We start from the raw sequence: 25131 nt of genomic DNA, 5'->3' as shown, positions 1-25131 counted from the left end.
CCCGCCCCCGAGTTAACGCCCCCGCCCCCCCGGGGCATCTTTTTTTTCTTACCAGCCACCCTGGGGGGGCGGGGCCGCCCGGGGGCCGCCCCCCCCGGGGCCCGGGCCCTTCGTGTCTCTGGCCGCCGCCACCGCCTACTGGCGGGGCAGCGGCTTGCCCGAGGTCGCGTCGACGACCTTGCGGTCACCGAGCGGCTGCTGGAGCGTCGCCGTCAGGGACATCTCCTGCGCGATCATGATGCAGGCCTGGTCCGGCTTGTTCGGGGTGTCCGTGATCTTCACCAGGACCGAAGCGCCCTCCTCCCGCGCCTCCAGGGTGTAGGTGCTGCACACCCCGCCCCAGAAGTTCACGGTCAGCGTCCGGTCGGCCTGCGCGTACGAGAACCCGGGCACGGTGTGCGACTTCGGGGGCGCCGGGGTGCCTGCGTCACCGGCCGCGGCCGGCTGGACCACCGTGCGGCCCGGCTTGCCCTGCGCGCCCGCCACCTCGAACAGCCAGGCCGGTACGAGACCCCGCCCGCCGTCCACCGACCCCGCGACCAGCCCCAGCGCGGCCCCCCGCACGCTCTCGGTCCGCGGCGGCTTCATCGGGCGCGGCTCCGGGTTGCACGGCAGGGTGTCCGTCGCCCCCGTCGGGGTGTCCGGGGTCAGCGGCACCGTGGTGGCGCAGCCGCCGGGCCCCGGGCCGGTGCCGTCGCCGCCGCCCTTGGCCGCCGCGTTGAGCCGCTCCAGGGCCTCGGCGGCCCCGACCACCGGCTGCTCGGCCGCCCGGACCGGCGGCTTCAGCTCGCCGCTGCCCGCCACCACCGCCGCGTCCGCCCCGACGCTGATCCTGCTGGACCAGCCCTGGGTCGGGAGCCCGCCCACCACCGGGTCGGCGCTCACCACCCGGACCGCGCCCTGGGTGAGGTGGGCGTCGACCTTGGCGTCGCCCTGCCCGGCGGCCGCCAGCACCGGGGCCGCGGCGGCCTTGGCGGCCTGCTCGGAGACCGGCTTCGCGGTGCCGTCGCCCTCCTGGGGGAGGGTGGCCGGGCCGCAGGTGTCCTTGCCGCGCACGCAGTCGTCCCCGCTGCCGCCGGTGCCGCCCGCCTGGAAGCGGGAGAAGCTCCAGGTGCCGGGCGCCTTGAGGGCCACCGTCAGCCGGGGCCCGGAACCGTCGGCGACCTCACCGGCCTGCCAGGCGTCGCCGACCAGCCGGGGCGCGCCGGCGATGCCGAGGGCCTTCGCGAGCCGGGCCACCTCGTCCGAGGTGACCTCCCCGGCCGCGGCGAAGGAAGGGGCGGTGGCCGGGCCCTCGGGCAGCTTCACGTCGGCCCGGTAGACCACCGGCCCGCCGTGCGGGTCCGGCTCCCCGGGGGCGATCCCGGGGCCCGAGGGGGACCCGGCCGCGCGCGGCGCGACGGCCGCGCTGTCACTCGTACGGGCGCGGCCGCCCGAGGCGTCGCCGTACGCCGTCGACGCCCAGTACGCCGTACCACCGCCGGCCAGCAGGACGGCGGCCGCGACCGAACCGATGGCCCAGGAGGGCCGCCGTCGTGTGGCGCGTGATGTGTCGGGTTGTTCGCTGGTCACCGCATCGCTCCTTAGCGTGTCCCGCCGTACGTGATGCGGGTGTGACGCAGCGGCCGCGAAACCGGTTCCCCTGCCGTCCTCGCTAGTCGCCGTAGGCGGCGGTGGCGGCGATCAGCCGGGCCGAGGCGGGCGGGACGCTCACGCCGTGGATCTGCGAGGGACCCACCCGGACCGGCCGGGACTCCCGTTCCACCGCCCAGTGCGGGGCCATGCGGGCGCAGTCGCCGAGCAGCCGTGCGAAGCCGGGCCGCGCGTCCGCGGCGTGGTCCGTGTACCCGAAACCATCGGTATAGGTCATGGGGGCACCGTATGGTGGCCATCCTGGGCGAAGGAAGTCCTACTACGGGGTAGTTTCTCCGGGTCGGAGCGGGTGCGCGGACCGGGTAGTTTTGAATGTCCCCCTCGCCGTCCTCCGCAGGAGCGTCCACGCCGTGCGCATCGCAGTCACCGGCTCCATCGCCACCGACCACCTCATGACCTTCCCGGGCCGCTTCGCCGACCAACTCGTCGCCGACCAGCTCCACACGGTCTCCCTCTCCTTCCTCGTCGACAACCTCGACGTCCGACGGGGCGGCGTCGGCCCGAACATCTGCTTCGGCATGGGACAGCTCGGCACCCGTCCGATCCTCGTCGGCGCGGCCGGCTCGGACTTCGACGAGTACCGCGCGTGGCTGGACCGGCACGGGGTCGACACCGAGTCCGTCCGGATCTCCGAGGTGCTGCACACCGCGCGCTTCGTCTGCACCACGGACGCCGACCACAACCAGATCGGCTCCTTCTACACGGGCGCGATGAGCGAGGCCCGGCAGATCGAGCTGAAGGCCGTCGCCGACCGGGTGGGCGGCCTGGACCTCGTCCTCATCGGCGCCGACGACCCCGAGGCGATGCTCCGCCACACGGAGGAGTGCCGCACGCGCGGCATCCCCTTCGCGGCGGACTTCTCGCAGCAGATCGCCCGGATGGACGGCGAGAACATCCGCACCCTGATGGAGGGCGCGACCTACCTCTTCTCGAACGAGTACGAGAAGGGCCTCATCGAGTCGAAGTCCGGCTGGACGGACGAGGAGATCCTCGCCAAGGTCGGCACCCGCGTCACCACCCTCGGCGCGCAGGGCGTGCGCATCGAGCGGGTCGGCCAGGAGCCGATCCAGGTCGGCTGCCCGGAGGAGACGGCGAAGGTCGACCCGACGGGCGTCGGCGACGCGTTCCGCGCGGGCTTCCTGACGGGTCTCGGCTGGGGCGTCGGCCTGGAGCGGGCCGCCCAGGTCGGCTGCATGCTGGCCACCCTCGTGATCGAGACCCTGGGCACCCAGGAGTACACCCTGGCCCGCGCCCACTTCATGGAGCGCTTCACCAAGGCGTACGGCGAAGAGGCCGCCGCGGAGGTCCGCGCGCACCTTTCCGCGGCCTGATCGCCGAACGGTTCCCGACGCGGCCCCCGCACCCTCCGGTGCGGGGGCCGCGCCCGTGGGTCAGGCCTCGCGCCGCACCCGGTAGGCCGTGCCGGCGGAGCGCGGGGTCTCGCCGAGGTAGGTGTGGCCGCGCATCGCGCACCACGCCGGGACGTCCAGGCGGGCCACCTCGTCGTCGGAGACGACGGTGACGGTTCCGCCGACCGGGACCGTGGTGATGGCCCGGGCCAGTTCGATCACCGGCTGCGGGCAGCGCAGCCCGAGCGCGTCGACCTCGACCGCGTCGGCCACCGGCGCCGCGGCGGCCGGCTCCGGGGCGCCGAGCTTCGCCCGGACCCCCGCCACCGTGCCCGGCAGTACCTCCAGGAAGCCGTTGACCTCGTCGGCGGAGGTCCCCCGCGGCAGGGAGACCCGTACGTTCCCCTCCGACAGCACCCCCATGGCCCGCAGCACGTGACTGGGGGTCAGCGTGGAGCTGGTGCAGGAGGAGCCCGAGGAGACGGAGTACCCCGCCCGGTCCAGCTCATGCAGCAGGGTCTCGCCGTCGGCGTACAGGCAGGAGAAGGTGACCAGGTGCGGCAGGCGCCGGTCGGCGTCCCCCACCACCTCCACGTCCGGGACCAGCCGGACCACCCGCCGCCGCAGCCGGTCCACCAGGATCCGCAGCCGGGCCGCCTCCGCGTCCGCGTCCGCCCGCACGGCGCGCAGCGAGGCCGCCGCCGCGACGATGGCGGGCAGGTTGGCGAAGCCGGCGGAGCGGCCCGACTCCCGTTCGTCGGCGGGGCCTTGGGCGGAGAAGCGGACCCCCTTGCGGACGGCGAGCAGGCCCACCCCCGGCGGCCCGCCCCACTTGTGGGCGCTGGCCGCGAGGACGGACCACGCGCCCTCCACCCGCCCCCAGCCCAGCGACTGGGCGGCGTCCACCAGCAGCGGCACCCCGGCGGCCCGGCAGACCTCGGCCACCTCGGCCACCGGCTGGACCGTGCCCACCTCGTGGTTGGCCGACTGGAGGCAGGCCAGAGCCGTGTCGGAGCCCAGCGCGGCCTCGTAACCGGCGGGCGTCACCGCGCCGAGCCGGTCCACCGCGACCTGCGTCACGGTGCCCCCGGCCGCCGCGTGCGCGTCCGCCGCGTGGAGTACGGAACTGTGCTCCACCGCCGACACGACCAGACGGCTCCCTACGCGCCGGCGCCCCGCGAGCACCCCCGCCATGCCCGTGTGAACCGCGTGCGTCCCCGAAGGAGTGAACACGAGCTCGTCGGCGCGGCATCCCACCGCCTCGGCCGTCGCCTCGCGCGCCGCGTCCAGCAGCAGCCGGGCGCGCCGCCCCTCCCGGTACAGCCGCGCGGGGTCCGCCCACCCCTCGTCGAGGGCGGCCTGCAGTGCCTGCCGGGCCACGGGGTGGAGGGGAGCGGCGGACGCGGTGTCGAAGTAGGGCATCCGGCCACGGTAGAGGGTGCCCCCGCGAGAGGCCGGGCCCCGCCCCGCCGCAGCCGCTTCAGGGGCCGTCAGATGCCGCCCCGAGCCCGTCGTTCAGGGCCGGGCGGGCCGTCCCCCGGACGGCGGATCCATCCCTTCGGGGGCAGTAGCGGCGCGTTGGGCACCCTCCCCGCGCGACCCCAAATAGCGTCCAGTAGGGTTTGGTCCGCATAAACATCCAAACCCCTGCCTGCGTCAGGGCCGGCGACCGACCCGAACACGGCCGCGGCCGGCCGCGCGGGCCGAGACTCTCGGGAAGGCGCTACGTGAGTCCCTACGGCTCCGACCGCTCGCCGCGGCGCCCGATGCGGCGGAAGCTGCTGCAGGCGCTGACTGCGGGCGTGGTCCTGGCGACCGCCACTGGTTGCTCGTACACCTGGAAAGACTTCCCCCGCCTCGGAATGCCCACCCCGGTCACGGAGGAGGCGCCTCGCATCCTCTCCCTGTGGCAGGGATCCTGGGCGGCCGCTCTCATCACGGGCATCCTGGTGTGGGGCCTGATCATGTGGAGCGTCATCTTCCACCGGCGTAGCCGGACGAAGATCGAGGTCCCCGCGCAGACCCGGTACAACATGCCCATCGAGGCGCTGTACACCGTGGTCCCGCTGATCATCGTCTCCGTGCTCTTCTACTTCACCGCGCGTGACGAGTCGAAGCTGCTCTCCCTCTCCGCCAAGCCGGCGCACACGGTCAACGTGATCGGCTTCCAGTGGAGCTGGGGCTTCAACTACGTGGAGAACGTCGACGGCGACGGCGCGACCCCGAAGGCGGGTGCGGCTCCGAAGGAGCTCGCCTCCCTGCCGGACCGCTTCGTCAAGGACTTCCCCGCGGGCGCCGAAGGCGTCTACGACAAGGGCGTCCCCGGCGACCGGAACCCGGACAACAACAACCCGGGGCCGACCCTCTACCTGCCCAAGGGCGAGAAGGTCCGCTTCATCCTGTCGTCGAACGACGTCATCCACTCCTTCTGGGTGGTGCCCTTCCTGTTCAAGCAGGACGTGATCCCCGGCCACACCAATGTCTTCGAGGTCACCCCGACCCAGGAAGGCACCTTCAAGGGCAAGTGTGCCGAGCTCTGCGGTGTCGACCACTCCCGCATGCTCTTCAACGTGAAGGTCGTCTCCCCGGCGGAGTACAAGGCGCACCTCAAGGAGCTGGCGGAGAAGGGTCAGACCGGCTTCCTGCCGGCCGGCATCAAGCAGACTGACCCGGCCCGGAATGCGGAAGTGAACAAACTGTGAGCATCCTCAACGAATCCCAGGGTGCCGCCGCAGCCGACTCGTACGAGAACGAGCTGCCGGTACGGCGCAAGCAGCCGGGCAACGTGGTCGTGAAGTGGCTCACCACCACCGACCACAAGACCATCGGCACGATGTACCTGGTCACGTCGTTCGTGTTCTTCCTGATCGGCGGTCTCCTGGCGCTCTTCATGCGCGCCGAGCTGGCCCGTCCGGGCACGCAGATCATGTCGAACGAGCAGTTCAACCAGGCGTTCACCATGCATGGCACGATCATGCTGCTGATGTTCGCGACGCCGCTGTTCGCGGGCTTCGCGAACTGGATCATGCCGCTGCAGATCGGCGCGCCCGACGTGGCGTTCCCGCGGCTGAACATGTTCGCGTACTGGCTGTACCTCTTCGGCTCGACCATCGCGGTGGCCGGCTTCGTCACCCCCTCGGGTGCCGCCGACTTCGGCTGGTTCGCCTACTCCCCGCTGTCGGACGCCGTCCGCTCGCCGGGCATCGGCGCCGACATGTGGATCATGGGTCTGGCCTTCTCCGGCTTCGGCACGATCCTCGGCTCGGTCAACTTCATCACCACGATCATCTGCATGCGCGCTCCGGGCATGACGATGTTCCGCATGCCGATCTTCACCTGGAACGTGCTGCTGACCGGTGTCCTGGTCCTGCTCGCCTTCCCGGTCCTGGCCGCCGCGCTCTTCGCGCTGGAGGCCGACCGCAAGTTCGGTGCGCACGTCTTCGACGCGGCCAACGGCGGCGCCTTGCTGTGGCAACACCTCTTCTGGTTCTTCGGACACCCAGAGGTGTACATCATCGCGCTGCCGTTCTTCGGAATCGTCTCCGAGATCATCCCGGTCTTCTCGCGCAAGCCGATGTTCGGTTACATCGGCCTGATCGCCGCGACGATCGCGATCGCCGGCCTCTCGGTGACCGTGTGGGCCCACCACATGTACGTCACCGGCGGTGTGCTCCTGCCGTTCTTCTCCTTCATGACCTTCCTGATCGCGGTACCGACCGGTGTGAAGTTCTTCAACTGGATCGGCACCATGTGGAAGGGCTCGCTGTCCTTCGAGACCCCGATGCTCTGGACGATCGGCTTCCTGGTCACCTTCACCTTCGGTGGTCTGACCGGCGTCATCCTGGCCTCGCCCCCGATGGACTTCCACGTCTCCGACTCGTACTTCGTCGTCGCGCACTTCCACTACGTCGTCTTCGGCACCGTGGTGTTCGCGATGTTCGCCGGCTTCCACTTCTGGTGGCCGAAGTTCACGGGCAAGATGCTGGACGAGCGCCTCGGCAAGATCACCTTCTGGACGCTGTTCATCGGCTTCCACGGCACGTTCCTCGTGCAGCACTGGCTGGGTGCCGAGGGCATGCCGCGCCGTTACGCGGACTACCTCGCGGCCGACGGCTTCACCGCGCTGAACACGGTCTCCACGATCAGCTCGTTCCTGCTCGGCATGTCGATGCTGCCCTTCATGTACAACGTCTGGAAGACGGCGAAGTACGGCAAGAAGATCGAGGTCGACGACCCGTGGGGCTACGGCCGTTCGCTCGAGTGGGCGACGTCCTGCCCGCCGCCGCGGCACAACTTCCTCACCCTGCCGCGCATCCGCAGTGAATCGCCGGCGTTCGACCTGCACCACCCGGAGATCGCGGCCCTCGACCACCTCGAGGACCACACCGCCGGCGGCACCAAGGCGCTCACCGGCGACAAGGAGGCCGGCAAGTGAAGATCCAGGGCAAGATGTTCCTCTGGCTCTCCTTCTTCATCCTGATCATGACCGTCGTGTACGGCGTGTGGTCGAAGGAGCCCGTCGGAACCACCGCTCTCGCGCTGGCCTTCGGCCTGAGCGCCATGATCGGCTACTACCTGGCCTTCACGGCCAAGCGCGTGGACGAGATGGCCCAGGACAACCTGGAGGCCGACGTCGCCGACGAGGCGGGCGAGCTGGGGTTCTTCTCCCCGCACAGCTGGCAGCCGCTCTCGCTGGCGATCGGTGGCGCGCTCGCGTTCATGGGCGTCGTCTTCGGCTGGTGGCTCATGTACTTCTCCGCCCCCATCATCCTGATCGGCCTGTGGGGCTGGGTGTACGAGTACTACCGCGGTGAGAACCAGAACCAGTAGCAGTAGGCACCACACCGCGGCCCGCCGCGGTGCCTGAGGGGCCCGGACACCTTTTCGGAGGAGTCCGGGCCCCTCGTTTGCAGTCACCCCGCGCGCCGGATTTGTCATATCTTCATAGCGTTGGGCGCATGAAACAGTCACCGCGTCTTTGGACGGTACTCAGCTGCTCCCTGCTGGTCGCGTCCCTCGGGGCCGGCGCCACCGCATGCGGGTCCGGCGACAAGAACCCGCTGTCCGCCCGCCCGTACGACGCGGGCGATCAGGTCGCCTTCAACCAGGCCACCGGCGGACGCCCCGCCGACCCCGACAAGCCGCTCGAGATCACCGCCAAGGGAGCCGAGGCGCGGATCACCGACGTGGCGGCCGTGGACACCCACGGACGGCGCCTGGCGGGCGAACTCTCCGCCAAGGGCGACCGCTGGCACAGCACCGCCCCGATGGCCGCCGGCGTGCACTACACGGTCACCGTCAGCACGGAGGACCAGCGCGGGGCCCCGGGGCAGCGCACGCTGACCTTCGAGACCACCCCGGCCAAGAAGGTCCTCAAGGTCGAGTTCGGCCCGGACGAGGGCAAGTACGGCGTCGGACAGCCCCTCACGGCCGAACTCAACGAACCCGTGAAGGACAAGGCCGCCCGCGCCGTCGTCGAACGGGGCCTCGTCGTCGACGCGCCGCCCGGAGTCGAGGGCGCCTGGCACTGGGTCGACGACAAGAACCTGCACTACCGCCCGAAGGACTACTGGCCCGCCCACACCACCGTCTCCGTACGGAGCAACCTGGAGGGCATCAGGATCTCCGACGAGCTCCACGGGGCCGCGTCCAAGCCGCTGAAGCTGGAGATCGGCGACCGGGTCGAGGTCACCACCGACGCCGCCGCGCACTACCTCACGTTCGAGCGCAACGGGGAAGTGATCAACACCATCCCGGTGACCACCGGCAAGCCCGGCTTCTCCACCCGCAACGGGGTCAAGGTGGTGCTCGGCAAGCAGTACTTCGTCCAGATGCGCGGCGACACCGTCGGCATCGGCGGCAGCGAGTACTACAACCTGCCCGTCTACTACGCCACCCGGGTGACGTGGAGCGGCGAGTACGTGCACGCCGCGCCGTGGTCCGTCGGCTCCCAGGGCTACGAGAACGTCAGCCACGGCTGCACCGGCATGAGCACCGGCAACGCCGCCTGGTTCTACGAGAACATCACCGAGGGCGACATCGTCAAGGTGATCAACAGCATCGGCGACGACATGGACACCTTCGGCAACGGCTTCGGCGACTGGAACATGGAGTGGAAGGAGTGGCGCGAGGGCAGCGCCCTCCTGAAGGGCACCCAGGAGGGCCGCAGCGCCATCGACCAGGCGCGGCTGCGCCCCACCGTCTGAGAGCCCCGCAGAAGGCCGTACGGGCCCGCGGGCGGCCCCTGGGCCGGCCCGCGGGCCCCCGCGCACACCCCGGGCGCCCCGGGCGCCCCGGGCGCCCCCCGCGCCTCAGGCGTCCAGCGACAGCCGCGCGCGCAGCAGCCCCGCCAGGGCCCCGGGGAACTCCACCGGGTCCACCGGAAGGGTGACCGCCGCGTCCGCGCGGCTCCACGTGGCCAGCCAGGCGTCCTGGGGCCGCCCCATCAGCAGCAGCACCGGCGGACACCGGAAGATCTCGTCCTTGATCTGCCGGCACACGCCCATGCCCCCGGCCGGGACCGCCTCGCCGTCCAGCACGCACACGTCGATGCCGCCCGCGTCCAGTTCCTTGAGGACCGCCGGAAGCGTGGCGCACTCCAGGAACTCCACCGGGGGCAGGTCAGCTGCGGGCCTGCGCCCGGCTGCCAGCCGCACCTGCTCCCGGGTGCCCGCGTCGTCGCTGTAGACCAGAACCCGCGCAGTCGCCCGCATTTCGTCCTCCACGTGGCCGTGAATCACGCTGATGATGCGCGGGATGCTACTCCGTCCGACCGGCTGTCAACATCGGTTCCGCCGCCCTCGCGACCGGTCCTCTGATGGGCCGTTCGGGCCTTGCACACCCCCCTGACACTCCGAACGGCACCCCCCGGGGTGAGGGCGGGATAAGCGACCGACATAATGTCGGTCGTGGCGACAGCAACGACAGTAGATACCGGGCACGCGCACCCGACGGTCAACCGGCCGAACCTCGTCAGCGTCGGAACCATCATCTGGTTGAGTTCCGAGCTGATGTTCTTCGCGGCCCTCTTCGCGATGTACTTCACCCTGCGATCCGTGACGGGCGCCGAGTTCTGGGCGGAGAAGGCCTCGGCCTTGAACCTGCCCTTCTCGGCGACGAACACCACGATCCTGGTGCTCTCCTCGCTCACCTGCCAGCTCGGCGTATTCGCCGCCGAGCGCGGTGACGTGAAGAAGCTCAGGTCGTGGTTCATCATCACGTTCGTCATGGGTGCGATCTTCATTGGCGGCCAGGTGTTCGAGTACACCGAGCTGGTCAAGCACGAGGGTCTGAGCCTCTCGTCCGACCCGTACGGCACGGTGTTCTACCTGACCACCGGCTTCCACGGTCTGCACGTGACGGGCGGTCTCATCGCCTTCCTGCTGGTCCTCGGCCGGACGTACGCGGCCAAGAGGTTCACCCACGAACAGGCCACGTCGGCCATCGTCGTGTCCTACTACTGGCACTTCGTCGATGTCGTCTGGATCGGCCTCTTCGCGACGATCTACCTGATCAAGTAGCGAACACGTCGCCGGGCCCCGCCCGGCACCATCCAGAAACACCGACGCAGAAGATCCTGACACCGGGGTAATCCGTGAAAAAGCTCTCCGCACGACGACGCCATCCGCTGGCGGCGGTCGTCGTTCTACTCTTCGCGCTGGCGGTCACGGGGGGGCTGTACGCTGCCTTCGCGCCCGCTGGCAAGGCGCAGGCCGATGAAACCGCCCAGTCCCTCGCCATCGAGGAGGGCAAGAAGCTGTACGCCGTGGGCTGCGCAAGCTGCCACGGTACCGGCGGTCAGGGTTCCACTGACGGCCCCAGCCTGGTCGGCGTCGGCTCCGCGGCCGTCGACTTCCAGGTGAGCACGGGCCGCATGCCCGCCCAGCAGCCCGGCGCCCAGGTGCCGAAGAAGCCGAGGATCTACTCGCAGGCCCAGATCGACCAGCTGGCGGCGTACATCGCGTCGCTCGGCGCCGGTCCGATCACGCCGGCCGAGAAGCAGTACGACCCGGCTGGTGCCGACATCGCCGCCGGTGGTGAGCTGTTCCGCAACAACTGCGCGCAGTGCCACAACTTCACCGGCGAGGGCGGCGCGCTGACGCTCGGCAAGTACGCCCCGAACCTCGAGGACGTCGAGCCGAAGCACATCTACGAGGCCATGCTCACCGGCCCGCAGAACATGCCCTCCTTCCCCGACAGCACCATGCCGGAGAAGCAGAAGAAGGACATCATCGCGTACCTCCAGAACGTGAACGGCGAGAAGTCGGTCAGCCCTGGCGGCCTGAAGCTCGGTGGCCTCGGCCCCGTCTCCGAGGGTCTGTTCGGCTGGATCTTCGGTCTGGGTGCGCTGATCGCTGTCGCCGTCTGGGTCGCGGCCCACACCGCTAAGGCCAAGAAGTCATGAGTAGCCAAGACATTCCCGAAGACAAGCACCTGCCGAGCGAGCAGGGCGACGCGCACCACGGTGCCGTAGCGGTCGCGGACGACCCGTTCGCCGACCCCGGCCTCCCGGTCCACAAGCCGCGCATCCAGGACATCGACGAGCGGGCCGCCAGGCGGTCCGAGCGCACGGTGGCGATGCTGTTCACGCTGTCGATGCTGGCCACGATCGGCTTCATCGCCGCGTACGTGGCCATCCCGGTGGAGAAGATCGTCTACATCTTCCCCGTCGGGAAGGTCAGCGCGCTGAACTTCTCGCTCGGCCTGACGCTCGGCCTGGCCCTGTTCTGCATCGGCGCCGGCGCGGTCCACTGGGCCCGCACGCTGATGTCGGACGTCGAGGTCGCCGACGAGCGCCACGAGATCGCCGCCTCCCCGGAGGTCAAGGCGAAGGTCATGCAGGACTTCGCCGACGGTGCGAACGAGTCCGGCATCGCCCGCCGTCCGCTGATCCGCAACACGATGCTCGGCGCGCTGGCCCTGGTGCCGCTCGCCGGAGTGGTGCTGCTGCGCGACCTGGGCCCCCTGCCCGAGGACAAGCTGCGCAAGACCCTGTGGTCCAAGGGCAAGCTGCTCATCAACCAGAACACGATGGAGCCGCTGCGTCCCGAGGACGTCCTGGTCGGTTCGCTGACCTTCGCCATGCCGGAAGGCCTGGAGGAGGACCAGCACGACTTCCAGGTCCAGATCGCCAAGGCCGCCCTGATGATCGTCCGCATCCAGCCGGAGGACATCAAGGACAAGCGGGAGCTGGAGTGGTCCCACGACGGCATCGTGGCCTTCTCCAAGATCTGCACCCACGTCGGCTGCCCGATCAGCCTGTACGAGCAGCAGACGCACCACGTGCTCTGCCCGTGCCACCAGTCCACCTTCGACCTCTCCGACGGCGCCCGTGTCATCTTCGGCCCGGCCGGTCACGCGCTTCCGCAGCTGCGGATCGGCGTGAATGACGAAGGCTTCCTCGAGGCGCACGGCGACTTCGAAGAGCCCGTCGGTCCTGCATTCTGGGAGCGCGGATGAGCACCTCCACGAACACCTCGGCCACCGGGGCGTCGCGCAACGCGTCGCGCGGTGAGCGCGTAGCCGACTGGGCGGACGGCCGCCTGGGCATCTACGGCCTCGCCAAGGCGAACATGCGCAAGATCTTCCCGGACCACTGGTCCTTCATGCTGGGCGAGATCTGCCTCTACAGCTTCATCATCATCATCCTCACGGGTGTGTACCTGACGCTGTTCTTCCACCCGAGCATGAACGAGGTCGTGTACCACGGCTCGTACGTGCCGATGCAGGGCGTCATGATGTCCGAGGCCTTCGCCTCGACCCTGGACATCAGCTTCGACGTCCGCGGCGGTCTGCTGATCCGCCAGATCCACCACTGGGCCGCGCTGATCTTCGTCGCGGCGATGGTCGTGCACATGATGCGCGTCTTCTTCACCGGCGCGTTCCGCAAGCCGCGTGAGATCAACTGGATCTTCGGCTTCCTGCTGCTGGTCCTCGGCATGTTCACCGGCTTCACCGGTTACTCGCTGCCGGACGACCTGCTCTCGGGCACCGGTGTCCGCTTCATGCAGGGCGCCATCCTCTCCGTCCCGGTCGTCGGCACCTACCTGTCGATGTTCCTCTTCGGCGGGGAGTTCCCGGGCGGCGACTTCGTCGCGCGGTTCTACTCGGTGCACATCCTGCTGCTGCCCGGCATCATGATGGGCCTGCTGGTCGCGCACCTGATCCTGGTGTTCTTCCACAAGCACACCCAGTTCGCCGGCCCCGGCAAGACGAACAGCAACGTCGTCGGCATGCCGCTGCTGCCCGTCTACATGGCCAAGGCCGGAGGCTTCTTCTTCCTGGTCTTCGGTGTCATCGCGGCCGTCGCGGCGATCGCCTCGATCAACCCGATCTGGGCGCTCGGCCCGTACCGCCCGGACCACGTGTCCACCGGTGCGCAGCCCGACTGGTACATGGGTATGCCGGAAGGCCTCATCCGTGCCATGCCCGGCTGGGAGATCAACCTGTGGGGCCACACGCTCGTCCTGGGCGTGTTCATCCCGCTGCTGCTCTTCCCGCTGGTCCTCGGCGCGATCGCCGTCTGGCCGTTCATCGAGTCCTGGGTCACCGGCGACAAGCGCGAGCACCACATCCTGGACCGCCCGCGCAACGTCCCGACCCGTACGGCCTTCGGTGTCGCCTGGATCGCGGAGTACATCGTGCTCCTCATCGGCGGCGGCAACGACATGTTCGCCCAGTACTTCCACCTGTCGATCAACTCGATCACGTGGTTCGTCCGGATCGGCTTCTTCGTCGTCCCGGTCCTGGCCTTCATCGCCACCAAGCGGATCTGCCTCGGCCTCCAGCGCCGGGACCACGACAAGGTGCTGCACGGTCGCGAGACCGGCATCATCAAGCGCCTGCCGCACGGTGAGTTCGTCGAGGTCCACGAGCCGCTGTCGCAGGCCAAGCTGCACACGCTCACCGCGCACGAGCAGTACCGGCCCGTCGAGATCGGCCCCACGGTCGACGAGAACGGTGTCGAGCGCAAGGTGACGCGCGGCGAGAAGCTGCGCGCGAAGCTCAGCAAGGGCTTCTACGCGGAGAACAACCAGATTCCGAAGCCCACGGTGGAGGAGTACAAGGAGATCCAGGCCGGCCACGGCCACCACTGATCTCCGGTCCGACCGCTTGAGGGACCGGCTCCGGCCGGTCCCCGTGTCGCCACGGCAAGAGCCCCGTCCAGTGTCTGGACGGGGCTCTTTGCCGCCTCCGGGGCTGGATAGGCTGTGATCGTCCCCATGGGACGTGCGACCCCGACGAAGCAGCAGGAGCTGACCATGAACGTTGCGACCCCGGCAGGCGGCGACAGCGTGGCGGCCCGCGGCTGGCCGGGCATCCTGGAGGCCCTGCTCAACCGCCAGGACCTCGCCACCGACGACACCGCCTGGGCGATGGAGCGGATCATGCGCGGCGAGGCCACCGACGCGCAGATCGCGGGCTTCGCGGTGGCCCTCCGGGCCAAGGGCGAGACCGTGGAGGAGTACACGGGCCTGGTCCGCACGATGTACGCCCACGCCAACCTGATCGAGGTGCCCGGACGGACCCTGGACATCGTCGGCACCGGCGGTGACGGCGCCAAGACGGTCAACATCTCGACCATGTCCGCCGTCGTGGCGGCCGGCGCGGGCGCCAAGGTCGTCAAGCACGGCAACCGGGCCGCGTCCTCCGCCAGCGGCTCCTCCGACGTCCTGGAGAAGCTCGGCGTCAACCTCGGCCTGACCCCGGAGCGGGTGGCGCAGGTCGCGGAGGAGGCCGGAATCACCTTCTGCGCCGCGGTGGTCTTCCACCCGGCCCTGCGGTACGCCGCCTCCGCGCGACGGGACCTCGGGGTGCGCACCGCGTTCAACGGCCTCGGCCCGCTCACCAACCCCGCCCGGGTCACGGCCCAGGCGGTCGGGGTGGCGGACGCGCGGCTGGCCCCGATCATGGCGGGGGTGCTCGCCGAGCGGAACACCTCCGCGCTGGTCTTCCGCGGCGACGACGGCCTGGACGAGCTGACCACCACCGGGACCTCCCGGGTGTGGTGGGTGCGCGAGGGCCGGATCACGGAGCACGCCTTCGACCCGCGTGACGTGGGCATCGCGACGGTCGACATCTCTGCCCTGCGCGGCGGGGACCCGTCGTACAACGCCGACGTCGCCCGCCGCCTGCTGGCCGGCGAGACCGGCCCGGTGCGCGACGCGGTGCTGCTGAACTCCGCGGCCGCCCTGGTGGCCCTGGACCCGGGCACCGGCTCGCTGGAGGAGCAGCTGACGGCGGGCATCGCCCGCGCGGCGGACGCGATCGACTCGGGTGCGGCCCGGGCCGCGCTGGAGCGCTGGGTGGCGGCCACCAACGCCTGACCCCTCCGCACCGAAGACCCCGGTCCACATCGTGGACCGGGGTCTTGCGCGCGGAGGATCATGTGGCAGGATGCTCCCCAAGGTCACGAGTGACAGCGTTTTGGCCCCGGCTTGCTGTCCGGCAACCCTCCTTCCGTGGCGGGGTGCCCCGGGTGATGACCAGGTCGTAGGCAGAAAGGCCTACGGCAAGCGCGGATCCCTCGACACCAGGGGTCCTGGTCTCTCGAGGAGCGTTTTCCGTGAGCAAGCGAATGCGATAGGGCGACTCCGCCCCTTCTTCACCCCCCGGACCAGGGCCACTTCCGTGCACCCCCGTTCGTTCCGGGGCCCTCCCGTACCCCTCCGGTCGGCCGCCGAGCCGTACCCGCGTACGGGCACACCGAAGCCATTCAGCCCTGCCTGCCGGGAGATACCGCCATGTCCGCATCCCTGAACGCCGCCGCTGCCGCCACCGCCACCGCCACCGACCCCGCCTGTGACGCGCCTCTGCCGGTCCTCGGCCGCGACGTCACCGTGCCGCTCGTCACCGGCGGTGAGGTCACCTACGCCGCCCTCGACTACGCGGCCAGCGCCCCCGCGCTCCAGCGGGTCTGGGACGACGTCGCCGCGTACGCCCCGTACTACGGCAGCGTCCACCGTGGCGCCGGCTACCTCTCGCAGCTGTCCACCGACCTCTTCGAGCAGAGCCGGACCACCGTCGCCGACTTCCTCGACTGCCGCCCCGGCGACCAGGTGGTCTTCACCCGGTCCACCACCGACTCCCTCAACCTGCTCGCCGCCGCGCTCCCCGCCGACTGCCAGGTCTTCGTCTTCGAGACCGAGCACCACGCCTCGCTGCTGCCCTGGGGCGACGCCCGGGTCACCTACCTCAACGCCCCCCGCACGCCCGGCGAGGCCGTCGCCACCCTGGAACGTGCGCTCGCCGACCGCGACCCGTACGGGCCGGCGCTGGTCTGCGTCACCGGCGCCTCCAACGTCACCGGCGAGCTGTGGCCGGTCCGGGAGCTGGCCGCCGCCGCGCACGCCCACGGCGCCCGGATCGTCCTGGACGCCGCCCAGCTGGCCCCCCACCACCCCGTCTCCGTACGGGAGCTGGACGTGGACTGGGTCGCCTTCTCCGGGCACAAGCTGTACGCGCCCTTCGGCTCGGGCGTGCTCGCCGGCCGCGCCGACTGGCTCCAGGAGGCGGAGCCGTACCTCGCCGGCGGCGGCGCCTCCCGCAAGGTCGCCCGCCGCGAGGACGGCGGCGTGGACGTCGAGTGGCACACCACCGCCGCCCGCCACGAGGCCGGATCCCCGAACGTCATCGGGGTCTACTCCATCGCCTCCGCCTGCCGCGCCCTGACCGAGGCCGGCTTCGACGCCCTCGTCGCCCGCGAGCGCCACCTCATCGCCAAGGTCCGCGAGGGCCTGGCCGGGGTCCCCGCCGTGCGCGTGCTGTCCCTGTTCGGGGACGACGCCCCGCGCGTCGGCGTCATCTCCTTCGTCGTCGACGGCTGGAACAGCTCGCACTTCGCGGCCGCGCTGTCCGCCGAGTACGGGATCGGCGTGCGCGACGGACTGTTCTGCGCCCACCCGCTGGTGCGGACCCTGCTCGGCAGCGAGCCGCAGGCCCAGGGGGAGTGCGGGGCGCCGGAGGCGGCGCCGGGGGAGCGGTCGCTGAACGCGATCCGGGTCAGCTTCGGGGCCGGCACCCCGGACGAGCACGTGGAGCGCTTCGTGCGCGCGGTACGGGAACTCGTCGCGGACGGCGCCAAGTGGCAGTACCGCACGGAGGAGGGCCGCTGCGTCCCGGCGGTGTAGCGCGGGCGCCGGCGCGGCGGCCGCCCCGCACCGCCGTGCGGGGCACGGGCCGGTCCCGGAGCGGGGCTACGCGTCGAGGCCGATGGCGAAGGCGGCTTCCAGGTCGTGCTGGGAGTACGTGCGGAACGCCACGTGGGTGTCCGTCGCCTCGACGCCCGGGATCTTGCTGATGCGGCCCGGGATGATGTCCGCGAGGTTCTCGTGGCGGGCGACGCGGACCAGGGCGATCAGGTCGTACGTGCCGGTGACGGAGTAGACCTCGCTGACGCTGTCCAGCTGGGCGATGGACTCGGCGATCTCGGGGATGCGGTCCACGCTGGTCTTGATGAGCACGATCGCGGTGATCACGGTTGGCTGTCTCCCTCGCCGGCAGTCACTGGTCTCCTCACTCTAGTCGCCCGGCGATAGCGTCCCCAGGCGTAGAGGAAGCCCAGCGAGAAGCCCACCACATGGGCCAGGTAGGCCACTCCGGGACCGCTTCCCGCCCGGTGCGCCGCCAGCCACTGGAGGCCGAACCAGAACACCAGCACGATCCAGGCCGGGAAGCGCAGCGGCAGGAAGAACAGGAACGGGAACAGGCTGGTCACCCGGGCGCGTGGGAAGAGGCACAGGAAGGCCCCGAGCGCCGCCGAGATCGCCCCCGACGCCCCGACCAGGGTCTGGTCCGAGGCCGCGTTGGCCGCCGCGTAGGCCGCGAGCGCCAGGTATCCCGTACAGACGTAGAAGACGAGGAAGGGCGCCCGGCCCATGCGCTCTTCCGTCATGGTGCCGAAGACGTAGAGGAACAGCATGTTCCCGAGCAGGTGCAGCCAGCTGCCGTGCACGAAGAGCGCCGTGAGCGGCGTCAGCAGCGGGCGCACCGCGCCCGAGAACAGCTCGTCCGGGACGACGCCCCAGTGCCGGAAGTACGCCGTGCCCGTCGAGACCAGCCGCTCGCCCGTCCCGTAGTCCGGGTTCAGGCCGGAAGCCGGGCCGATGACGAACACCACGCAGCAGCCGGCGATCAGCGCGTACGTCACCACGGGGCCCCGGGCGGCCTCGCACAGGGTCCGCCACTTTACGATCATGCGACAGAGCATGACGCAGACGCACCCGCCTGAGGGTGGTGCCAGGCCGTAGGGTTACGTGCTGCGGTCCGCCGACCGCGCCGTACCGCTTTAATTGAATGAGCTACGAAGGAGAGAGCGGCCTGATGACGGTTCCCCTGCCGACCGACACCACCCGGTGGCGCTGCACCCTGTGCGGCAACCTCACGCGGTTCGATGTCACCCGATCGTCGAAGGTCGTGGAGTACGTCCACCTCGATCTCGCCGGGGAGCCCAAGGTCGAGGAGCGCGAGGTGGTCAGTGAGACCATCGAGTCGGTCCGCTGCCGCTGGTGCAACGCGGTGGACCAGATCGAGCTCGTGGACAGGCCGGGCACCGACTCCTGACGGAGCCGGGCCCACAGTAGATCACGGTAGGGGTGACGGAGAGTGGAGCCAGCAAGCGGCGCGAGGCCGGCCGACGCGGCCGGTGACGCCGCGGAGGTCCTCGACCGCCCGCTGCCTGAAGGCGTGCGGCGCCGGGTCGTCGCGATCGTCTCGGACGCCTTCGGCGGTCTGACGGTCGCGGACCTCCCGGCGCAGCTGCGCCAGTACGCCCGTTTCACCCCGACCCGGCGCGCCAAGTTCGCGGGCACCGCGATGGCCGCCGCGGTGGAGACCGACGGGGTCTTCCGCAGCCGGATCGCGGAGAAGCTGCGCGAGGCGCAGCCGGAGCTGGCCGGGGCCCTGGAGGCCGGGGCCCCTCCCGCCGCCGCCGACCCGCTGGACGTCGCCGCGGCGGCGTACGTGCTGCGCCCGGCCGGCTGGGTGAAGCTGGTGGCCGCCGCCGGCGAGGAGGCGCAGCGCGCCGACGCCGAGCGGGTCGGTGACGAAACCCGGCGGGAGCTGGAACGGCTGCGCGAGGAGCTGGCGCAGCTGAAGGAGGCCCAGCGGACCGGCGGCGACCAGGTGCGCGCCGAGCTGGAGGCCGCCCGCAAGGAAGCGGAATCGCTTCAGCGCAAGCTGCGCAGCGCCTTGAGCGACGTCAAGCGGGGTGAGGCGGCGCTGCGCAAGGTGGGCGCCGAGATCGACGGGATCCGCGGTGAGGCGGCCGCGCAGGTGGCCGCCGCCGAGACCGAGACCCGGCGCCTCAAGGCCCGTCTCGCGGAGGTGGAGTCGGCGCTGGAGACCTCGCGCCGGGCCGCCCGGGAGGGGCGCAGCACCGAGGACATGCGGCTGCGGCTGCTGCTGGACACCGTGCTGGACGCGGCGGCGGGGCTGCGGCGCGAGCTGGCGCTGCCGCCGGTCTCGACCCGGCCGGCCGACACGGTGGAGGCGGTGGAGCCGGGCCGGATGACCCCGAAGGACATCGCGGCGCGCGCTCTTTCGGAGACCGATCCGGCCCTGCTGGACCAGCTGTTGGCGCTTCCCCAGGCGCACCTGGTGGTCGACGGCTACAACGTGACGAAGACCGGCTATCCGACGATGCCGCTGGAGAAGCAGCGGCTGCGGCTGCTGGGCGGGCTGTCGATGCTGGCCGCGCAGACGGGCGCCGAGATGACGTGCGTCTTCGACGGCGCGGAGCTGGCGGCGCCGGTGCTGCTGGCACCGCCGCGCGGGGTGCGGGTGCTGTTCTCCAAGGCGGGCGTGACGGCCGACGAGTTGATCCGCCAGCTGGTGCGGGCCGAGCCGCCCGGCCGGCCGGTGGTCGTGGTCTCCACCGACCGTGAGGTGGCCGACGGGGTCGCGAAGGCCGGAGCCCGGCCGGTGGCGTCCGCATTGCTGCTCAAGCGGCTTTCGCGCGTTTCGTAACTACTGGGCCCGATGTCGGGATTGACGGTGCAAGCGGAAGACGCACCGTCAGCCCCTCGGCACGCAGCGTGGGCCGACGGTAAAAGAAGCGGAACGGCTGCGGATTTTTGCTGCCGGGGATTTGAAGTGATCAGAGGCGGGTCACTAGGGTCTGCTCAAACCTCCGTGCGGTAGGTCACCCATTCGGGTACGGGCGGAGGTGCCGCCGAACGTGCCCGTTCGTCTTCGGCGGCTCTAGGAAGAAGGAGCTCGCCCCCGTGGCGTCCCACCGTCGACCCAAGCAGCCGACCCGCACGCGCGTGACCGTGCTCACCGCCACCGCCGCCGCGGCGGTCGCCCTCTCCTCGCAGTCCGCCGTGGCCGCGCCGGACAAGCCGAACAAGGACGAGGTCAAGGCCAAGGTCGACGCCCTCTACGAGGAGGCCGAGCAGGCCACCGAGAAGTTCAACGGGGCCCGCGAGCACCAGGAGAAGCTGGAGAAGGAGATCGCCCAGCTCCAGGACGCGGTGGCCCGTGACCAGGGCGGGCTCAACGACCTGCGCAACACCCTCGGTTCGATGGCCACCGCCCAGTACCGCGGCGGCGGCATCGACCCGTCCGTGGCGCTGCTGCTCTCCGGGGACCCGGAGTCCTACCTCGACAAGGCCTCCACCCTCCAGCAGTTGAGCGGCAGGCAGCTCCAGGCGATAGCCGAGATCCAGGCCAAGCAGCGCGCCCTCGCGCAGCAGCGCCAGGAGGCCACCGGCAAGCTCGCCGACCTCGACGCCACCCGCAAGGAGCTCGGCGAGAAGAAGAAGGCCGCCCAGGACAAGCTCGCCGAGGCCCAGGCACTCCTCAACACGCTGACCGCGCAGGAGCGCAGCCAGCTCAAGGACGAGGAGGCGCAGCAGAGCAAGGCCGGCCGCACCGCCGGTGAGGGCGCCGCCCCCGTCGCGAGCGCCTCCGGCCGGGCCGGGGCGGCGCTGGCCGCCGCGAAGACCAAGCTGGGCAGCGCGTACATCATGGGCGCCACCGGCCCCAGCGCCTACGACTGTTCGGGGCTGACGCAGTGGGCCTACGGGCAGGCCGGCGTCAGCATCAGCCGTACCACCTACACCCAGGCCAACGACGGCACGCGCATCGGGCGCAGCCAGCTCCAGCCCGGTGACCTGGTCTTCTTCTACGACGACCTGCACCACGTCGGCCTGTACGCCGGCAACAACATGACCCTGCACGCGTCCAACCCGCGCGGCGGGGTCAAGTACGAGTCGATGGACAACATGCCCTTCCAGTTCGGCGTCCGCGTCGGCTGACCGCCCTCCCGGCCCGCGGCAGCCCCGTACACCGCCCATCCGGGCGAATTGCACGGACCGGCTCTGACCTCCCGCCCCGCCGATGACCTGCGTCTGAGGCGGCCCGCCGCCCCGGGTGCCCGCCGACGGCCGTTGGCCGGTGCGTGGCCGCGCGGCTACTGTCTGCCAGCGCGGACCCGGCACACGACCGCCCACGGGGGGCGGACCCGGGCCCCGCGCAGCGGAAGGGAGCGGTTCCCCATGGCGTCCCACCGACGGCCCGGGCCCAGCGGCCTCGACCGGAACACCAAGGTCACCGCCTTCACCGCCGCCGCGGCCGGCGCCGCCGTGGCCATCGCGGGAGCCCCCGCGCTCGCCTCACCGGGCCTCCCCCGGGAACCCGCCGGCTCCCGCACCCAGGTCGACCGGCTCTTCGAAGAGGCCGAGCAGGCCACCGAGCGGTTCAACGAGGCGGGCGAGAAGGCCGACGCCCTGCGGGCCGAGATCAGCCGCGCCCAGGACGCCGTCGCCCGCGGCCAGGACCGCATCAACACCATGCGCGGGATCCTCGGCACCTTCGCCGGGGCCCAGTACCGCTCCGGCGGCCTCGACCCCACCGTCGAGCTGATGCTCTCCGACGACCCCGGCGCCTACCTCGACAAGGCCGCCGTCCTGGGCCGGCTCAGCGGCCGCCAGGCCCAGCAGCTCGGCGAACTCCGCGAGGAGCAGCGGCGGATCGGCCGGCAGCGCCAGGAGGCCTCCCGCAAGCTCGCCGAACTCGAAGCCCTGCGCACGGAGGTGGCCACCCACAAGCGCGCCGTCACGGCGAAGCTCGCCGCCGCGCGCAGGCTGCTCAACGCGATGCCCTCCGAGGAGCGGGCCGACTTCGAGCGAGCCTCCCGCTCCGGCGGCCGCGGCAGCGTCGACGGCCCGCCGGAGCTGCCCGCCGGCGGCGGCCGCGCCTCGGGCCGCGCCATGGCCGCGGTCATGGCGGCCCGGGCGGCGGTCGGGCGGCCGTACGTATGGGGCTCCACGGGCCCCACGGGCTTCGACTGCTCCGGCCTGATGGTGTGGTCGTACCGGCAGGCCGGGGTCTCCCTGCCCCGCACCTCGCAGGCCCAGCGGTACGCGGGCCGGCAGGTACCGCTCTCGCAGGCGCAGCCCGGGGACCTGGTGACGTACCGCTCCGACGCCAGCCACGTCGGCATGTACGTCGGCAACGGCCAGGTGGTGCACGCCCCGTACCCCGGCGCGCGGGTGCGTTACGACCCCGTCGGGATGATGCCGGTGTCCTCGGTGACCCGGCCCTGAGGCGGGCCCTGCGTACGATCGGCGGATGACCCCGGTCCGCCGCCGCGCCGCCCTGCGCCTGCTCGCGCTCGCGCTCTGCCCGCTCCCCGCGGCCGGCTGCGCGGACCCGGCCCCGCGCGCCCCCGCCGACGACGGGGCCGTACGGCGGGCCGTGGCCGACTGGTCCGCCGCCCCGCCCGCGCGGCTCGCCGGGATCCCCCTGGAGGGCTGGTCCTACGAGGTCACCTCCGTCCGGCAGTCCGGCGTACGGGCCTTCGCGCGCGCGGAGCTGCGCTACCGGCTCGCCGGCTACGACGGAGCCCCCGCCTCCTCGGCCCGCGAGGTGGAGCTCGCCCGGGACGGAACGGCCTGGCGGGTCACCGCCGACCGGCCCGCCCCCGGCGCGGTGGCGCAGCTGTGGGACCAGGGAGAGGTGGCGGCCGTACGGGGCGCGCACTGCCTCGTCCTCGGCGCCGGCCAGACCCCGCAGGCGCTGGCCGCCCTCGCCGCCGAGGCCGACCGGGCGGTGCCGGCGGTGACCGCCGCCTGGCCCCGGCCGTGGGCGCGGCGGGTGGTGGTCCTGGCCCCCGCCACGCTGGAGGCGGTGGCCGCGCTGCTGGGGCGGCCGGCCGACACCTACCGGGGGCTGGGGGCCGTCACCACCGGCAGCACCGGGGGCGGACCGGCCCCGGCCGACCGGGTGGTGGTCAACCCGGAGGGGTATCCGGGGCTGTCGGAGGCCGGGCGGCGCATCGTGCTGACCCACGAGGTCACCCACGTCGCGACCCGCGCCGCCACCTCGGCCTCCACGCCGCTGTGGCTGTCCGAGGGCTTCGCGGACTGGGCGGCGTACCGGCAGACCGCCACCGCCCCGGCCGACGGCGCGCCCGAGCTGGCGCGCGCCGTGCGGCGCGGCGAACTGCCGGGCGCGCTCCCGGCCGACGGGTCGTTCACCTTCGGCGGCGACCCGCAGGCGACGGCCCGCGCGTACGGGGGAGCCTGGCTGGCCTGCCGGCTCGTCGCCGCCCGCTGGGGCGAGCCGGCGCTGGTACGCCTCTACGAGCTGGCGGGCCGCGAACCGCTGCCGGCCGCACTGGGGGAGGCCCTGGGAGTGGACCTGCCCGGACTGACGGCGGCCTGGCGGCAGACGCTGCGGGAGGAGCTCGGATAGCCGTCGGGTACGTTGGCGGGGATGCACAAGACGCTGATCGTGACCAACGACTTCCCGCCCCGCCCCGGCGGCATCCAGGCCTTCCTGCACAACATGGCGCTGCGCCTGGACCCCGAGCGGGTCGTCGTCTACGCCTCCACCTGGAAGCACGGGGCGGAGGGCCGCGAGGCCACCGCCGCCTTCGACGCGGAACAGCCGTTCCCGGTGGTGCGCGACCGTACGACGATGCTGCTGCCGACGCCCCGGGTGACCCGCCGGGCGGTGTCCCTGCTGCGCGAACACGGCTGCGAGTCGGTGTGGTTCGGAGCGGCCGCCCCGCTCGGGCTGATGGGCCCGGCCCTGCGCCGGGCGGGCGCGCGGCGGATCGTCGCCACCACCCACGGGCACGAGGCGGGCTGGGCGCAGCTGCCGGCCGCGCGGCAGCTGCTGCGGCGGATCGGCGAGGGTACGGACACGCTGACCTACCTCGGGGAGTACACGCGCTCGCGGATCGCCTCGGCGGTGACGGAGCGGGCGGCGGCGCGGATGGTCCGACTCCCGCCCGGGGTCGACGAGAAGACCTTCCACCCCGGGTCGGGCGGCGCGGAGGTCCGGGCCCGGCTGGGGCTGACCGACCGGCCGGTGGTCGTGTGCGTCTCCCGGCTGGTCCCGCGCAAGGGGCAGGACACCCTGATCGAGGCGATGCCGCGGATCCTGGCGGCGGTGCCGGACGCGGTGCTGCTGATCGTGGGCGGTGGACCGTACGAGGCGGACCTGCGCGCGCTGGCCGCCTCGACGGGGGTCGCGGACTCGGTCGTCTTCACGGGCGCGGTCCCCTGGGCCGAACTGCCCGCCCACTACGGCGCGGGCGACGTCTTCGCGATGCCGTGCCGGACCCGGCGGGGCGGGCTGGACGTCGAAGGGCTCGGTATCGTCTACCTGGAGGCGTCGGCGACGGGCCTGCCGGTGGTCGCGGGCGACTCGGGCGGGGCGCCGGACGCGGTGCGGGACGGGGAGACCGGCTGGGTGGTCCGGGGCGGCGCCCCGGAGGACGCGGCGGACCGCATCGTGGCGCTGCTGCTCGACCCGGAGCTGCGCGCGCGGATGGGCGGGGCGGGGCGAGCGTGGGTCGAGCGCCAGTGGCGCTGGGACCACCTGGCCGAGGGCCTCCGGGAGCTACTCTGAAGTTTTTTACCCGGCGCTCGCGCGGCTCGGCCGCGGGCGGCCTTACCGGCTTCGCCCCCGCTGCGCCGGACTCCGTCCGGCGGGCCGGGGGCCGGGGTCACTTGGCGGGCTGGGGCCGGTGCTCCCCTGCGGGCGGTGGGCCGCTGCGCGGGGCCGGCCCCTCCCCGCCCTTCCACCGTTCCCAGGGGCTCCGCCCCTGACCCCCGTACGGGCGCTGCGCGCCCGGCGCCTCGAACGCCCGCGGGGGGGGTGTTAAGCCCCCCCCGCG

Annotated in this window: 23 protein-coding genes and 1 riboswitch; of the genes, 17 read left to right on the top strand and 6 right to left on the bottom strand. The window is 72.0% G+C overall.

Annotated features, from left to right (window positions below; genetic code table 11):
* Positions 1–135 precede the first annotated feature (135 nt).
* Together AB0D45_RS31135 and AB0D45_RS31130 are read right to left on the bottom strand one after the other, a co-directional pair.
* Positions 136–1572, bottom strand: a complete 1437-nt coding sequence (locus AB0D45_RS31135) for a hypothetical protein (protein WP_362465254.1) — start codon at positions 1570–1572, stop codon at positions 136–138.
* An 82-nt stretch (positions 1573–1654) separates the two neighbouring features.
* Positions 1655–1870 carry a hypothetical protein gene (locus tag AB0D45_RS31130; RefSeq protein WP_361605368.1) on the bottom strand — a complete coding sequence of 72 codons (216 nt, stop codon included), beginning with the start codon at positions 1868–1870 and terminating at the stop codon, positions 1655–1657.
* A 133-nt stretch (positions 1871–2003) separates the two neighbouring features.
* Here AB0D45_RS31130 and AB0D45_RS31125 point away from each other — a divergent pair, with 133 nt between their 5' ends.
* A complete protein-coding gene (locus tag AB0D45_RS31125; protein ID WP_361605365.1) occupies positions 2004–2984 on the top strand; it encodes a carbohydrate kinase family protein in 981 nt (326 codons plus the stop codon).
* 60 nt (positions 2985–3044) lie between these two features.
* Here AB0D45_RS31125 and AB0D45_RS31120 read toward each other — a convergent pair whose 3' ends face one another.
* Positions 3045–4424, bottom strand: a complete 1380-nt coding sequence (locus tag AB0D45_RS31120; RefSeq protein ID WP_362465251.1) for an aminotransferase class V-fold PLP-dependent enzyme — start codon at positions 4422–4424, stop codon at positions 3045–3047.
* Between the two features lie 305 nt (positions 4425–4729).
* On the opposite strand from AB0D45_RS31120, the gene coxB reads away from it, so the two are divergent.
* From coxB to AB0D45_RS31100, 4 genes are all read left to right on the top strand, one after another.
* The gene (coxB, locus tag AB0D45_RS31115) at positions 4730–5704 is read left to right on the top strand and encodes a cytochrome c oxidase subunit II (protein ID WP_361605359.1); all 975 of its coding nucleotides are present in this window, start codon (positions 4730–4732) and stop codon (positions 5702–5704) included.
* Positions 5701–7437, top strand: a complete 1737-nt coding sequence (gene ctaD / locus AB0D45_RS31110) for a cytochrome c oxidase subunit I (protein ID WP_361605356.1) — start codon at positions 5701–5703, stop codon at positions 7435–7437. The genes coxB and ctaD overlap by 4 nt, the downstream gene beginning before the upstream one ends.
* The gene (locus AB0D45_RS31105) at positions 7434–7832 is read left to right on the top strand and encodes a cytochrome c oxidase subunit 4 (protein ID WP_361605353.1); all 399 of its coding nucleotides are present in this window, start codon (positions 7434–7436) and stop codon (positions 7830–7832) included. Before ctaD ends, AB0D45_RS31105 begins: the two co-directional genes overlap by 4 nt.
* A gap of 128 nt (positions 7833–7960) precedes the next feature.
* Positions 7961–9208 (top strand): Ig-like domain-containing protein, encoded by a 1248-nt coding sequence (locus tag AB0D45_RS31100; RefSeq protein WP_361605350.1) that lies wholly within the window; start codon positions 7961–7963, stop codon positions 9206–9208.
* Between the two features lie 105 nt (positions 9209–9313).
* Here AB0D45_RS31100 and AB0D45_RS31095 read toward each other — a convergent pair whose 3' ends face one another.
* On the bottom strand, positions 9314–9715 hold the full coding sequence (locus AB0D45_RS31095) for a hypothetical protein (RefSeq protein WP_361609863.1): 402 nt from the start codon (positions 9713–9715) through the stop codon (positions 9314–9316).
* Positions 9716–9901: 186 nt separating this feature from the next.
* On the opposite strand from AB0D45_RS31095, the gene AB0D45_RS31090 reads away from it, so the two are divergent.
* The 6 genes from AB0D45_RS31090 (at position 9902) to AB0D45_RS31065 (ending at position 17131) form a co-directional block, all read left to right on the top strand.
* Positions 9902–10522 (top strand): heme-copper oxidase subunit III, encoded by a 621-nt coding sequence (locus AB0D45_RS31090; protein ID WP_361609862.1) that lies wholly within the window; start codon positions 9902–9904, stop codon positions 10520–10522.
* Positions 10523–10596: 74 nt separating this feature from the next.
* Entirely contained in the window at positions 10597–11406 is an 810-nt protein-coding gene (locus AB0D45_RS31085; RefSeq protein ID WP_361609861.1) for a c-type cytochrome, read from the top strand.
* Positions 11403–12461: a Rieske 2Fe-2S domain-containing protein gene (locus AB0D45_RS31080; RefSeq protein ID WP_361609860.1), complete on the top strand. Its 1059-nt coding sequence runs from the start codon at positions 11403–11405 to the stop codon at positions 12459–12461. Before AB0D45_RS31085 ends, AB0D45_RS31080 begins: the two co-directional genes overlap by 4 nt.
* Complete coding sequence (locus tag AB0D45_RS31075) at positions 12458–14098, top strand: cytochrome bc complex cytochrome b subunit (RefSeq protein WP_362465245.1); 1641 nt, start codon at positions 12458–12460, stop codon at positions 14096–14098. Before AB0D45_RS31080 ends, AB0D45_RS31075 begins: the two co-directional genes overlap by 4 nt.
* A 165-nt stretch (positions 14099–14263) precedes the next feature.
* Positions 14264–15328 carry an anthranilate phosphoribosyltransferase gene (trpD, locus tag AB0D45_RS31070; protein WP_361609864.1) on the top strand — a complete coding sequence of 355 codons (1065 nt, stop codon included), beginning with the start codon at positions 14264–14266 and terminating at the stop codon, positions 15326–15328.
* 81 nt (positions 15329–15409) lie between these two features.
* Positions 15410–15526: riboswitch (SAM riboswitch) on the top strand.
* 219 nt (positions 15527–15745) lie between these two features.
* On the top strand, positions 15746–17131 hold the full coding sequence (locus tag AB0D45_RS31065; RefSeq protein WP_362465243.1) for an aminotransferase class V-fold PLP-dependent enzyme: 1386 nt from the start codon (positions 15746–15748) through the stop codon (positions 17129–17131).
* 66 nt (positions 17132–17197) lie between these two features.
* Here AB0D45_RS31065 and AB0D45_RS31060 read toward each other — a convergent pair whose 3' ends face one another.
* Positions 17198–17479, bottom strand: coding sequence for an Lrp/AsnC ligand binding domain-containing protein (locus AB0D45_RS31060; protein ID WP_007263678.1), 282 nt, complete (start codon positions 17477–17479; stop codon positions 17198–17200).
* Positions 17476–18210 (bottom strand): rhomboid family intramembrane serine protease, encoded by a 735-nt coding sequence (locus AB0D45_RS31055; protein WP_362465240.1) that lies wholly within the window; start codon positions 18208–18210, stop codon positions 17476–17478. Before AB0D45_RS31055 ends, AB0D45_RS31060 begins: the two co-directional genes overlap by 4 nt.
* A 113-nt stretch (positions 18211–18323) precedes the next feature.
* Between AB0D45_RS31055 and AB0D45_RS31050 the strand changes: the two genes are divergently transcribed.
* From AB0D45_RS31050 to AB0D45_RS31025, 6 genes are all read left to right on the top strand, one after another.
* Positions 18324–18563 (top strand): hypothetical protein, encoded by a 240-nt coding sequence (locus AB0D45_RS31050; RefSeq protein ID WP_007263676.1) that lies wholly within the window; start codon positions 18324–18326, stop codon positions 18561–18563.
* A gap of 42 nt (positions 18564–18605) precedes the next feature.
* Entirely contained in the window at positions 18606–19967 is a 1362-nt protein-coding gene (locus AB0D45_RS31045; RefSeq protein WP_361610427.1) for an NYN domain-containing protein, read from the top strand.
* Between the two features lie 257 nt (positions 19968–20224).
* The gene (locus AB0D45_RS31040; protein ID WP_362465236.1) at positions 20225–21259 is read left to right on the top strand and encodes an NlpC/P60 family protein; all 1035 of its coding nucleotides are present in this window, start codon (positions 20225–20227) and stop codon (positions 21257–21259) included.
* A gap of 240 nt (positions 21260–21499) precedes the next feature.
* The gene (locus tag AB0D45_RS31035; protein WP_362465234.1) at positions 21500–22549 is read left to right on the top strand and encodes an NlpC/P60 family protein; all 1050 of its coding nucleotides are present in this window, start codon (positions 21500–21502) and stop codon (positions 22547–22549) included.
* Positions 22550–22574: 25 nt separating this feature from the next.
* Positions 22575–23699 (top strand): hypothetical protein, encoded by a 1125-nt coding sequence (locus AB0D45_RS31030; RefSeq protein ID WP_362465232.1) that lies wholly within the window; start codon positions 22575–22577, stop codon positions 23697–23699.
* Between the two features lie 21 nt (positions 23700–23720).
* On the top strand, positions 23721–24863 hold the full coding sequence (locus tag AB0D45_RS31025; RefSeq protein ID WP_362465229.1) for a glycosyltransferase family 4 protein: 1143 nt from the start codon (positions 23721–23723) through the stop codon (positions 24861–24863).
* The last annotated feature ends 268 nt before the right edge of the window (positions 24864–25131 follow it).

Source organism: Streptomyces sp. NPDC048352 (genome assembly GCF_040651895.1).
GTDB lineage: Bacteria > Actinomycetota > Actinomycetes > Streptomycetales > Streptomycetaceae > Streptomyces.
The sequence above is the reverse complement of the archived record's forward strand: the minus strand, read 5'-3'. Positions and strand labels throughout refer to the sequence as shown.